Genomic DNA, 12,567 nt, shown 5'->3' with positions numbered 1-12,567 from the left:
CTCCCTCTCTAATGGATTGTATTTCTCAGGATGCCGATGGCATCTATCTCGCATTCCACAACGTCGCCGCTTTGCATGTAGCGCGGCGGATCAAAGCCCATGCCCACGCCTGACGGCGTGCCCGTGGCGATGATGTCGCCTGCCTCCAGGGTCATGCCCAGAGACAGTTCCGCCACCAGATGCGGGATGTCGACAAGGAAGCGCGAGGTACACGAATCCTGCCGAAGTTCACCATTCACCCGGCTGCGCACTCCCAGCAGCGGCGGAAAGGGCATGGACCCCGCATGCACGATGCACGGCCCCATCGCGGCGAACCCGTCCAGGCTCTTTCCCCTGAACCATTGACCATGTATCCGTTGCAGGGCGCGCGCCGAGACATCGTTGACGATGGTATAGCCAAAGATGTGCTCCGCCACGCGCTCCGGGGCAATGTCCCTGCCGCCTTTGCCCAGCACCACCGCCAGTTCGACCTCGTAGTCGAGTTGGACGTCCAGTTCCGCATGGGCCTCCAGCGGCTCGTCCGGGCCGGTCACGCGCAAGGCCCGCTTGGTGAAGAAGACCGGCCGTTCCGGCTCCGGGAATGTCGCGTCGAAATGCCGTATGGTTTCCTCAAGATGCGCGCGATAGTTGACTCCCACACATAGCATGTCGTGTAACGGGCGCATGATGGGGGCGCACAGGCGCGCATCGGCAAGCGGGATGATTGCGTGGGGTCGCCGCCTGCCTGTGCACACCTGCCCGAGAACGGCAAGTTGTTCTTCGGAAATGCCGCGAATGACGGCGTTCATGTCCGCGAAGTCGGCGTTGGCGCCACAGGCGGCCAGGTCAACCACGGCATCTCCCAGCAACAGGCCGGGGCGCGGCTCCTTGCCGACCTGCTGAAACGTGACGAAGCGCATGCCGGTTCCGCCCTCCCGAAGGTTCAGTTTTTGTATGGCATCCCTGCCTTGCGGGGCGGGAAAGGCGGCCCGGCCGGAACCGGGCCGCCATGCATGCCACCCCGGGCGTTGCTACACGTAGTTGCAGACGCGAGCTATGGCCATTTCGGTATAGCCGAGCGACTCGGCCTTGGTCTGCTTGCCGTTGGCCGTTTCCAGCAGCATCTCGAAAAACCTGTCCGTCAGGGACTCCATGCTTTCGGCGCCATAGATGACCGGGCTGGCGTTGAAGTCGATGTTGTCCTCCATGGCCGCGAAGGTCAGCTTGTTGCCGGTGACCTTGATCACCGGTACGATGGGGTTGCCGGTAGGCGTGCCCCGACCGGTGCTGAACACCACCACCTGACAGCCGCCCGCCACCATGCCCGCCACCGAGGAAGGATCATTTCCGGGGGTGTCCATGATCACCAACCCTTTCTCGGTAACCTGCTTGGCATAGTCGTAGACGGCGTTGATGACGCTGTGCCCGCCCTTGTGGATGCAGCCCAGCGATTTTTCTTCCAGCGTCGTCAGGCCACCGGCCTTGTTGCCCGGCGAGGGATTGCCCTCGCGCACTTCTTCGCCCACGAGCTTCAGGGCCTTCTCGTAGCGGTAGATGATCTCGTACAGGCGGTCCTTCACCTGCGTGTCCCTGGCCCTGCGGGCCAGGATGTGTTCCGCGCCGATGAGTTCGGTGGTTTCGCTGAGGATGGACGTACCGCCAAGCGCCACCAGCCGGTCGCTCAACTCCCCGATGAGCGGGTTGGCGGCAAGGCCGCTGGTCGGATCGCTGCCGCCGCATTCCGTGCCGAGAATCAGTTCGGAGAAGGGGAATTCCTCGCGGCGCAACAGGCTTGCGTCCTGGGCCATCTGCTTGGCCGCGCGCACGGCCCGCTCGATGGTCTTCAGGGTGCCGCCCTCCTGCTGAATGATGAAGGTGGTCATGGGCTTGTTGGTGCGCTCGCGAATGGCATCCACCACCAGATCCATCTGGCAGTTCTCGCAGCCCAGCGAAACGACAATCACGCCGTACACGTTGGGGTTTGCCGCGTAGCCCGCCATGACATCCATGGTGAACTGCTGGTCGCTGGCCACCTGCGAACAACCATTCTGGTTGTTGAAGGTGACCGCCCCGTTGACCTGCCCCGCGATGATGCGCGTGGTGTCCGAGGCGCACACGCTGGCCGGCAGGATGAGAATGTGGTTGCGGATGCCGACACGGCCATCCGGTCGCTTGTATCCCCAGAATGTCGCCATATCTGTCCTCCCGCCTTGCGGCGGCTAGATGTCGAGGTTTTCTCTCACGCCTTCCACGTTGTGCTCATGCACATGGCTGCCCACCCCGATGTCGCACAGGGCTTCGCCGATATGCTCGCCATACTTCGAGACCTTGGTCCCTTTGGTAATGCGCCGCCGGGCGACCTTGTGGTAGATGGTGATGTCATCGGCCGCCGTGAACCGCTCGGGATCTCCCGCCTTGGGCAGGTAGACCACCTCTTCGCCCTTCGAGATCGGCTCTATGGCGACGACCACATCGTCCCGTTCATCAATGAGTACTGCGTTGTTCATGCCTTGCTCCGTTCAATGTGCGTCCTGATTCGTTTCATGTATGAAGAATGCACGGTTATGCGGCTTCCCGCAGGGCTTGCGCAGGCGCGGAGGACGCAAGGGGAAATCTGGGGCTGCCAAAACGCTTCACCCACCAGTCGGTGATAAAGGGCACCACCAGTGCCGTCAGCACGGCAGAAGCGGCAACCTGGACCGTAGCCACCTCCACATAGGGTTGCCAGGTGGAGTCGATGAGCGCCACGGCCATGGGAACGGCGACCGCATTGCCCGCCGTGGACGCCACCGCCCATCCGGCATAGCCGGGACGCCGACTGATGAGGCGGTCGCACAGGACGATGAACGAACCGCCGACAAGGCAGCAGATGGCCCCAAGCAGGATGCCCTGGTATCCACCGGCCACGATGTTCCGCAGATTCATGCCGGCGCCAAGGCACATGCCCACGAAAGGAATCATGATGGCCCCCGCCGGCGCGATGAACGCGGAGAACTTCTTGTCCAGATTGCCCAGCAACATGCCCACAAGCACGGGACCGACCGCCGCCAGCAGCGCCAGCAGGGGAATATCCGCAAGGCCAGACGCGCCCAGCGCGATCAGGGTCAGGAAGGGGCCGTCGTTCAGCGCCAGAAGCGGCATGGCGCCAATGTCCGCGTCGTCGCCGTAGTTGCTGGCCAGCGCCAGGTACAGGCTGCCGTTGCTGTTCGTGACGGAACTGATGATGGAAAGCGTGGTCAGCCCCAGAATGCCTTCCATGCCGAAAATCTTGCCGACGGCAATGCCTATGGCCGCGCCGATGGCAAACTTGGAAAGCAGCAGCACGCCGCCGCGCTTGAGCACCGCGGGCATGGCCTTCAGGTGGAGAGTGGAACCAAGGCAGACAAGCTGGATCCCGATGGCGGTGGCTGCACCCACGCTTGAGAAGGTGGCCGTCGTCAACGACCCCAGCTTGAGAACCTCGGGAAAGAAGGTGTTCAGAACCGCCCCCAGCAGCATGGGGACAACCATCATCCCAGCTGGCACCCTGTTGAGAAAGTTCAAGATCATGAAACATTGCTCCTGATTGAGGATACGAATACCGCCCGGCTCGACGGCGGACGGGCATGGCCCCAGTCGATGCACCCCTATCCCTGCTGTTCGTATATACGAATTAAGTTCGCATTTACGAACCACATAGACACCGACTAGCATCCGTCGAAAAAAACTGTCAAGGACAAAAGCGCCATTTTCCAGCACGGCGCCACGCCCCCTTCCCTTCACCCACAGGAAACCGGAACCGCATGGATCAGCAGCACAGACCGACCGCACGCGTCCTTGATATTCTGGAGCGTCTCGCCACCGCCTCCGGCGGGTTCACACTTACGGAAATCGCTGCGGCCATCGATGCCCCCAAAAGCACCATCTCGCCGATCCTGCAAACCCTGCAACGCAGAAGGTTCGTCTCGCTCGGCAAGACCAGCGCAAAGTACTCGGTGGGGGTTGCCGCCTATGCCCTTGCCGCCAATTATCTCGACGCCAACCCGCTGCAACGCTTCGTGATGGACACCATGCGGCAGGTCGTGGACGGCTGCTCGGAGATATGCCAGCTGGGCGTTCTGGACAGGGGAGACGTGCTGTACATCGGCAAGGTGGATTCGCCCGAGCCAATCCGGCTGGTCTCGCACGTGGGCAAGCGCCTGCCAGCTCCATGCACCGCGCTGGGCAAGGCCCTGCTGTGCGACCACAGCCCGGAAATGCTGCGGGGCCTGTACCCCGACGGGCTGCCCGTGCTCACCCCTCGGGGAATCAGCGACATGAATCGGTTCGTGGAATTGCTGGGGACCGTGCGTGACGGAGATTTCGCGACGGACGACGGGGAATCGGCGGAGCATGTGATGTGCTTCGCCCTGCCCTTGCGCAAGCACGGCGTGATCAACGCGGCGCTCAGCGTATCCTTTCCCGTGTTTCGCAATACGCCGGAAAAGCGCACGCTCATTACCGAGCACCTGCGCCTTGCCCAGCGCAGGATTCAGGAGGCCATGGACGAGCGCAACGAAGGACTGAGCCCGCCGCAGGACTGATCGGCGACAATGCGGCGCGAATGCGTGCTTACCGCCGCCTCGCTTGCGCTGCCTGCCCGCATGAGGCATGAACTCCGGACGCGCAGCCAAAGCCGGGCCCATTGCCCGCGCGGCGAACCGGATCCTGCCCGGCGTTTCGCCCCGGCGCGCACCGCAACGGCAGGCTTACCGCACACCGGATCGCACCGGGTCACACTGGCTCGTACAAGGACAGCCCATGACCGAACAACAGGACACCCCACGGCCGGACACCCCGGCCCCCCATAGCACCGAATCCGCACCCGCGTCGGAATCACATGCCGCCGAACTGGAGCGCCTGCTGGCCACGGCGCGCGAACGCTACGAAGTAGGTTTCGAAACCCTCACCGTGGACGACGCGCCGCTGGAAATCCTGCAAATCCGCAACATGACCGGCCACCTCGACCGGCTCATCGCCACCAATGCCATCAAGGATCCCCTGCGCGACCTGCCCCTGTGGGCCAAGATATGGCCTGCCTCGTTCCTGCTGGGGCGCTTTCTGCGCAAGCTGGACCCGGCGGGCAAGAGCCTGCTGGAAGTGGGCGCGGGATGCGGCGTCACCGGGCTCATCGCCGCCCGCTACGGCTTTGCCCGCGTGACCATCACCGACGTCAACGCCGACGCCCTGCTCTTCGCGCGCATCAACGTGCTGCGCAACGGCCTGGCCGACCGGGTGGAGGTGCGCCGTTGCGACATCACCGCCGCACGTCTCGACGCCCGCTACGACGTAATCGCCGGGGCCGAAATCCTGTATCTGGAAGACCTGCACCGTCCGCTGGCCAAGTTCCTTGCCCGCCACGTGGCCCCCGGCGGTCAGGCCATGCTGTGCACCGACAAGCGCCGCAAGGCCGCCCACTTCCTGAAGCTGGCCGGGCGCGACTTCGACGTGGCAGAGCAGCCCGTGGGCATCAAGTCCACCGGCGACGACGGGCAGGAAGAACGCCGCCTGTTCCTGGTGCACCGGCTTACCCCCAAGCGCACGGGCGCTGCCCCCGCCTCCCCCGCGTAGCCAAAGCCGCCAACCGGATCACCAGTCGGCCCGCATCCGCAACCTCGACCCTTTCACGGACCATCGCATGATCAAGCTCTCTCCCTGCCCCAAGGGCTATACCCGGGACCAGGACAAGGCCACCTCGCCCGTGGAAACCGTGCGCCGCGTGCGCCAGCGCCTTGCCAGCCTCGATGTGGACATCCTGGCCGAAACGCGCCGCGTGGACGTGGACCGGCTGGGCATCCCCGTGTTTCTCAGCATGTGCGGCGATGACGCCAGGCGCGTCATGCCCACCCGCAAGCAGATGGGCAAGGGCGCGTCCGTGGAGCAGGCCGAGGCATCGGCCCTGATGGAACTGATGGAGCGCTACGGCTTCTTCACCTTCTGGCGCGACATGCCCGGCATGGTCGAGGCCACCTGGAGCGAGGCGCAGGCCCGCTTCGGCGACGCGCTGCTGCCGGTGGAGGAAATCGCCAAGTCCGTGCACGACCCCATCGCCCCGCAAGACGCCGTGCGCGCCCTGGACCTGATCCGCTGGAAGTTCTTCCCCGCCACCGTCATCCCGCGCCACGGCAGCGAAGGCCGCGAGGTGTGGTTGCCGCTGGACTGGTTCAAGAAGCTGGGCGAGTTCAACGGCTCGTCGGCGGGCAACACCGAAGAGGAATCCATCCTCCAGGGCGCCTGCGAACTGGTGGAGCGCCACGTGTGCTGCGTCATCGACCAGACCATGCCCGAACTGCCCACCATCGACATCTCGCCCGAAGCCACTGCCGACGACGCCGTGCTGCGCGACCTGCTGGACCGCTTTGCCCGGCACGGCGTGCAGGTGGTGCTGAAGGACTTTTCCCTCGGCCTGCCCGTGCCCACCGTGGGCGCGGTGGCCTGGGACCCGGCCACCTTCCCGATGCGTTCCGAAATCGTCTACACCGCAGGCACCGCCGCCACCCCGATCAAGGCCGCCGTGCGCGCCCTGACCGAAATCGCCCAGCTCGCGGGCGACTTCATCACCGGGGCCTGCTACGAGGCATCGGGCCTGCCCAAGTACGAACGGCTGGAAGACATCGAATGGCTGCGGCGCGGCCCCGTGGCGCCGCTGTCCTCGCTGCCCACGGTGGAAGCCGACGACATCCTGCGCGAACTGACCACCCTCTCCGACGGCCTCGCGCGGCAGGGCTACACCCTGTTGTCCATCTCCACCAAAAACCCCGACGTAGGCGTGCCCACCCACTACAACATCGTGCCGGGGTTCCGCTTTCGCGAGCGGGACAAGAACGCCTCCATCGGCCTGTTCGTGGGCCGCATCCTGAGCGAGGAGGCCGACGCCGAAACCGCCCTGCGCGGCCTTGAGGTGCTGGCGGACCTGTACCCCGGCGCGCACTTCGTGCCGTTTTTCCGGGGCATGCTGGCCCTGCGCGCCGAAGCCCTGGATGAAGCACGCCACTGGTTCGAAACCAGCGAACCCCTGCAACCCGACGCCGATGCGCGCGGCCTTGCCGCCTTCTACGGCGCCTACGTGCACACCCTGACCCAGGACTGGGCCGCCGCCCTGCCCGGCCTGGACCGCGCCGTGGCCGCCTGCCCGGAAATGAAGGAATACTTCAACCTGCGCGGCGTGTGCCACTTCAAGCTGGGCGACTACGCCAAGGCCGCCGCCAACTTCGAAAGCGTGCTGCGCCTGGACAAGGGGTCCGTCATCGACCTCGCCAACCTGGGGCTGTGCCACAAGTTCCTTGGCGATGCCGATACCGCAGCCCACCTGCTGGAAGCCGCCCTGGAAATCGATCCCTCCCTCGACTTCGCCCGCACCCATCTCAACGAACTGCGAGCATCCTAAGAGTTGAGATGGAAAGGAATACGAAGAACTAATCGGGGGAGGGAACCTTTTGGAAAAGGTTCCCTCCCCCGGACCCCCACCCTCCCAAACTTTTTAATTGGGGGAAGTTCGGGGACAAAATGACGCAACGCCAAACGTCAAAACCTGAACGGGGAGAACGCGAATCGCGTTCTCCCCGTTTTATTTTCTCACCGTACAGGGGGTGCAGGGGACGGCAGCCGTTATGCGAGTCTTCGAGCATTACGGATGGCGATCGCAACGCGCGTTAGCCCCCTGCCCGCCGGAGGCTTATAAAAAAGCAGCCAGCCCCTAAACGCCACTGGCGTACAAAAAACCGAGAGCCCGCTACGCGGCAGGCCCACTGGCCTGCTGGTCGCGTTCGCGGATTTCGGCACGCTTGATCTTGCCGCTGATGGTCTTGGGCAATTCGGCCACGTAGTCGATGATACGCGGGTACTTGTACGGCGCGGTCACCTTCTTCACGTGGTCCTGAAGCTCCTTGGTCAGTGCGTCCGACCCGGTGTAGCCTGCGGCCAGCACCACGGTGGCCTTCACGGCCTGGCCGCGCAGCGGGTCGGGCACGCCGGTCACGGCGGCCTCCACCACGGCGGGGTGGGCCACGAGGGCGCTTTCCACCTCGAACGGTCCGATGCGGTAGCCGGAGCTCTTGATCAGGTCATCCACGCGGCCCAGGAACCAGTAGTAACCATCCTCGTCCATCCAGGCCTTGTCACCGGTATGGTAGTAGCCGCCGAACATGACCGAGGCGGTCTTTTCCGGCTCTTCCAGATAGCCCCGGAACAGCCCCACGGGCAGCCCCTCGGCCACGCGCACGCAGATTTCGCCTTCCTCGCCAGGGGGGCAGACGTTGCCTGCGGCATCCTGCAGCACCACGTCCCAGCCGGGCATGGGGCGGCCGATGGACCCCGCCTTGGGGGCCATGCACGGCAGCGTGGCGATTTGCAGGGTGGTTTCGGTCTGGCCGTAGCCTTCGTGGATTTCAAGGCCGGTGGCGGCCTTCCAGTCGTGGAAAACGCTGTCGTTCAGCAGTTCGCCCGCCGTGGTGCAGTGGCGCAGCCTGGACAGGTCGTAGGCGGACAGGTCCTGCCGGACCAGAAAACGGTACACGGTGGGCGGCGCGCAGAAGGTGGTCACGGCATTGTCGGCCAATACGCCCAGCAACGCCGCCGGGTCGAACTTGCCCCGGAAGTCGTAGACGAACACCGAGGCCCCGGCCATCCACTGGCCGTAGAACTTGCCCCACACGGCCTTGCCCCAGCCAGTGTCGGCCAGGGTCAGGTGCAGGTCGCCGGGCACCAGGTCGTGCCAGTACATGCCGGTCAGCAGGTGCCCCAGCGGGTAGGTGTGCACGTGCTCCACCATCTTGGGCATGCCCGTGGTGCCGGACGAAAAGAAGATCAGCAACGGCTCTTCGCCGCCCGCGAACTCCAGCGGGCTTTCCGGGCGTGGGAACCGGGCCTCCGCCGGGGTGAAGATGGTGTCGTAGTCCACCCAGCCGCGCGGCAGCCCGTCGCCGCCAACCTGCACGCACACGGCAAGGCCGGGACAGTCGGGCCGGGCGGCCTCCACGCGATCGGTGATGGAGTGATCGACGATGACGCACCGGGTCCTGGCGCGCTCCACGCGGAACACGATGTCCTTGGGGGTGAGCTGCGCCGGAGCGGGAATGGCCACCGCGCCAAGACGATGCAGGGCCAGCATGGACACCCAGAACTCGATGCGCCGGTACAGCACCAGCATCACCCGGTCGCCCTTGCGGATGCCCTGCAGGCGCAAGGCATTGGCCAGCTTGGCCGAGGCCTCGGCCATCCAGGCGAAGGTGTAGTCGCGCCGCACGCCCGCATCATCCACGTGGGCGATGCACAACCGGGCGGGGTCAGCCGCCGCGATGGGGTCCAGCACGTCGAAGGCGAAATTGAAGGTGTCCGGGGCGTCGATGTGGAACGTGGCGCAGAAGTCCTTGTAATCCCTGGCGGTGAATTTTGTCGTGTAGGTCATGGGTGCATTCCTGCGAAGCAGTCCCTTGCGGGCTTGTTGACTGATGGCGTGTACGGCGCGCCCCCCATATTGGCGGCGGGGGCTTTTTCCTGCGGCGTAATCGTGGAGGGCTGGCAGACTTCAAACATCAAGCCGCGTCTGCGCCGACTCCCGGGAACCGCCGGATGGTGAGACTTTTCGTTTGCTGGCAAGGGGGGCCAGCAGGCAAAAACGCACCAGGGCGGCCCTAAGGGCGTGTTTGCAAACCAGTCTTTTGTTCGCTGGCGAGGAAAACAAGCCTGCCATGAAGGAACATACTCTTCTCGTATTTGACTGAAATGGCAGGCGAAGTTTGACGAAGCCAGCGGGCAAAAGGACTGTTTGCACACACGCCCTAGCTAATTACGTCGAGGAATACCGCGTCCGCGCCGTCAAGGCCGCGCAGGGCGTGCGGGATGCGCGAACTGAAGTACAGGCTGTCGCCCGCGCCCAGAACGTGCCGCGCGTCGTTCAGCCATATCTCCAGGCGGCCTTCCAGAATGTAGATGAATTCCTGGCCCCGGTGATAGTTGAACACCAGGTCCTTTTCTTCCTTGGGCGGCACGCGCACCAGAAACGGCTCCATGCGCCGGTTGGTGAAGCGCGAGGCCAGGTTCCAGTAGTCGTAGTCCTTGCGGCGCTGCACCGAAAGGCCTTCGCCCTTGCGCACCAGACTGTAGCCGTGCAGATGGGCATCGCCGCCGGAGATCAGCGCGGTCAGGTCCACGCCGCATTCACGGGCCACGTCGGTGAGAAAGCTCACCGGTATCTCCACCTCGCCGGTTTCGAAGCGGGCCACGTCTGCCTCGGCAACGCCCACCTTGGCCGCCAGTTCCTGCCGCGAAAAGCCGCAGGCGTCGCGCAGCCCGGCCAGGCGCGGCGCGATATCCTTGTAGGGCGGTTCCTGCATTGTCCGGTCCTCCTGTTGTGCTCCCACGCCACCGCACATTGCAGTGACGCTCTCGATCGCTGGGGGAAGCTTTGCGATACCCCAGCGTGCCGTAAAAGAAAAGGCCGCTATGCCAATGGCATCCGCAGGCTGGCGGTCTGGCCCCTGGCAAACGAAAGGCGGCGCGAACCGGGGAGGTCCGCGCCGCCGCAATGGCATACGCCTTGCCGACCGCGTACGCGGCGGCCCCCCCATGGTCAGGGGTAGGTAATTCGACCGTTGCGTTCGATGAGCGACAGCGTGTTGGTGACCTGACGGCCCAACGGCGTTTCGCGGCTCATTTCGCGCTCGATGGAGGTGATGCCCTTCAGCACCGTGGAGTGGCGGCGGCTGAACCGGTCGCCGATCTCCTTCAGCGAAAGGTCGGTGTGCTTGCGGGCCAGGTAGAACACGGAGTTGCGGGCAACCACGTATTCACGCTTGCGGCTGCGCGAATTGAGCTGCTTGGGCGAAATGCCGAAGCCTTCGCACACCTTGCGCACGATGCCCTCGAAGTCCATGACCACTTCCTGCTGGGCATAGTGGCCCAGCACTTCCCAGGCCATCTCCATGGAAATCTGGCGGTTCAGCAGCTTGGCCTTCAGCACCAGGTTGTGCAGGCAGCTTTCGATCTGGCGCACGTCGGTGCGGATGTGGTCGGCCAGCAGGTCGGTGACGTTGTCGGGCAGCATCACCTGGTGCAGGCGGGCCTTTTCGCACAGGATGCGACGGCGCGTTTCGAAGCCGGGCTTGTCGATGTGCGCGAGAAAGCCCGAGCAGAAGCGCGAAACCAGTTGGGTATCCAGGTTCTTGAGGTCACGCGCGGCGAACGAACTGGACAGCACCACGCGGCTGCCGCGCGACTTCAGCGCCTTCACCGTGGCCAGCACCTCGTCCTGCATGCGTTCCTTGCCTTGCAGGAAGTGGACATCCTCCAGCAACAGCACGTCCACGTCGCGGTAGCGGGCCTTGAAGCGGTCCACTTCCCGCGCCTTCAGGGCGGCGATGAGCCGGGTGGCGAATTCTTCGGCGGTCAGATACTCCACGCGCGGCGTGGCCCGGTTGCTGACGTCGCACAGGGCGCGGCCCACGGCCTGCATCAGGTGCGTCTTGCCAAGTCCCGGACCGGAGCTGAGGAACAGCGTATCGGCAGAAAGGGTCTCGCGGCAGATGCCGCGCGAGGCCGCGTAGGCCAGCTCGTTGTTGGGCCCCACCACGAACGAGTCGAACGAAAAGCGCCAGTTCAGGGCGCGATTCGGGGCGGGCATGTCCAGCGGCAGACCCAACTGCGAAATCTGGGCAGCGTGGGCGGAACGCGCGACGGCGCCTGATGCGGAGCGCACGGCACCGGCCTGCACGGCAGGGGAAATCTGGGCGGCGGGCACGGGCATGGCCTGCGCGCCGTCTGCCGCGTCCGGTACGGTGCCGGATGCGGAAGCACCCGCACGGCCCGTACGCGGCGAAAGGGTGCCCGCGCCATGCGGCGCGGCATCCACCACCACGGTGGGGGCACTGCCCAGCACGGTGGTGGCCGCCTGCACGATGTCATCCAGCAGCCGGTCGCGGACCCAGGCCGCAACGAATTCGTTGGGAGCCACCAGGCGCAGCACGTCGTCCTGAATCTCTGCCGCCAACGGCGAGATCCAGACCTTGAAGAGCCCCGGATTGAGACTCTTTTCTAGAATATTCTGAATTTGGCCCCAAATTGAAATCATGGTGCTTGGTTTACGGAGTTCGTGGCCGGGTTGCAATGGAGGAAAAGCGCCTGTCGTCATGCGGAACACGCGCCCTGTTTCCCAAGACTTTTTCCAAGCCAACATACTGTAATCACAGAATCTAACCACTCGATGGCGTCATTCCGCCGTTTTGCGCACACCTTGGCAGGCAAGACTTTCCACAGCTGGAAGCCCTTGTTTTCCACATCAACGAAAAAACTTTTCCACAGACACTTTCTTGCTTTTCGCTCAAAAATTGCCCGTGCATCTATTTTTTTCCACCACGGCACCTGACGCGTGAAACAAATTCACGGCACAGGGCACGCCCCGTCACCGTGCAGGCACGTACGGCGCGGTGTCCCGACAACGCGACAGGGCCACACCGTGCAGGCACGGCGGGAAACAACCCTGCCTCGGGCGCACCGGAGCCCTGTTAAATAATCTTTTCTTTCAGGATATTGCAGCGCAGGGCGCCCACAAGGTGCGTTTCCGCCCGCCTGTGC

10 protein-coding genes are annotated in these 12,567 nt (G+C 64.3%); 3 read left to right on the top strand and 7 right to left on the bottom strand.

The window, feature by feature from the left end:
- Window positions 1-8: 8 nt before the first annotated feature.
- From DESTE_RS00050 to DESTE_RS00035, 4 genes are all read right to left on the bottom strand, one after another.
- Window positions 9-899, bottom strand: coding sequence for a fumarylacetoacetate hydrolase family protein (locus DESTE_RS00050; RefSeq protein WP_035063753.1), 891 nt, complete (start codon window positions 897-899; stop codon window positions 9-11).
- Between the two features lie 111 nt (window positions 900-1,010).
- The gene (locus DESTE_RS00045; RefSeq protein ID WP_035063750.1) at window positions 1,011-2,174 is read right to left on the bottom strand and encodes a UxaA family hydrolase; all 1,164 of its coding nucleotides are present in this window, start codon (window positions 2,172-2,174) and stop codon (window positions 1,011-1,013) included.
- A 24-nt stretch (window positions 2,175-2,198) separates the two neighbouring features.
- Entirely contained in the window at window positions 2,199-2,486 is a 288-nt protein-coding gene (locus DESTE_RS00040; RefSeq protein ID WP_035063748.1) for a UxaA family hydrolase, read from the bottom strand.
- 55 nt (window positions 2,487-2,541) lie between these two features.
- Complete coding sequence (locus DESTE_RS00035) at window positions 2,542-3,528, bottom strand: 2-keto-3-deoxygluconate permease (RefSeq protein WP_035063747.1); 987 nt, start codon at window positions 3,526-3,528, stop codon at window positions 2,542-2,544.
- A 233-nt stretch (window positions 3,529-3,761) separates the two neighbouring features.
- Between DESTE_RS00035 and DESTE_RS00030 the strand changes: the two genes are divergently transcribed.
- From DESTE_RS00030 to DESTE_RS00020, 3 genes are all read left to right on the top strand, one after another.
- Window positions 3,762-4,541, top strand: a complete 780-nt coding sequence (locus DESTE_RS00030; protein WP_035063743.1) for an IclR family transcriptional regulator — start codon at window positions 3,762-3,764, stop codon at window positions 4,539-4,541.
- 217 nt (window positions 4,542-4,758) lie between these two features.
- Window positions 4,759-5,568 (top strand): class I SAM-dependent methyltransferase, encoded by an 810-nt coding sequence (locus DESTE_RS00025; protein ID WP_156925214.1) that lies wholly within the window; start codon window positions 4,759-4,761, stop codon window positions 5,566-5,568.
- 67 nt (window positions 5,569-5,635) lie between these two features.
- Entirely contained in the window at window positions 5,636-7,384 is a 1,749-nt protein-coding gene (locus DESTE_RS00020) for a YcaO-like family protein (RefSeq protein ID WP_035063742.1), read from the top strand.
- A 345-nt stretch (window positions 7,385-7,729) separates the two neighbouring features.
- On the opposite strand, the gene DESTE_RS00015 is transcribed toward DESTE_RS00020, so the two are convergent.
- The 3 genes from DESTE_RS00015 to dnaA form a co-directional block, all read right to left on the bottom strand.
- Window positions 7,730-9,403 carry an AMP-binding protein gene (locus tag DESTE_RS00015; RefSeq protein ID WP_035063741.1) on the bottom strand — a complete coding sequence of 558 codons (1,674 nt, stop codon included), beginning with the start codon at window positions 9,401-9,403 and terminating at the stop codon, window positions 7,730-7,732.
- Between the two features lie 373 nt (window positions 9,404-9,776).
- Window positions 9,777-10,331: a helix-turn-helix domain-containing protein gene (locus DESTE_RS00010; protein WP_035063740.1), complete on the bottom strand. Its 555-nt coding sequence runs from the start codon at window positions 10,329-10,331 to the stop codon at window positions 9,777-9,779.
- Between the two features lie 236 nt (window positions 10,332-10,567).
- Entirely contained in the window at window positions 10,568-12,064 is a 1,497-nt protein-coding gene (gene dnaA, locus DESTE_RS00005) for a chromosomal replication initiator protein DnaA (protein WP_035063739.1), read from the bottom strand.
- Between the last annotated feature and the right edge of the window lie 503 nt (window positions 12,065-12,567).

It is taken from the genome of Nitratidesulfovibrio termitidis HI1, assembly GCF_000504305.1.
GTDB classification, from domain to species: domain Bacteria; phylum Desulfobacterota; class Desulfovibrionia; order Desulfovibrionales; family Desulfovibrionaceae; genus Cupidesulfovibrio; species Cupidesulfovibrio termitidis.
Note: the sequence above shows the minus strand (reverse complement) of the source record. Positions and strands in the feature narration are given on the sequence as shown.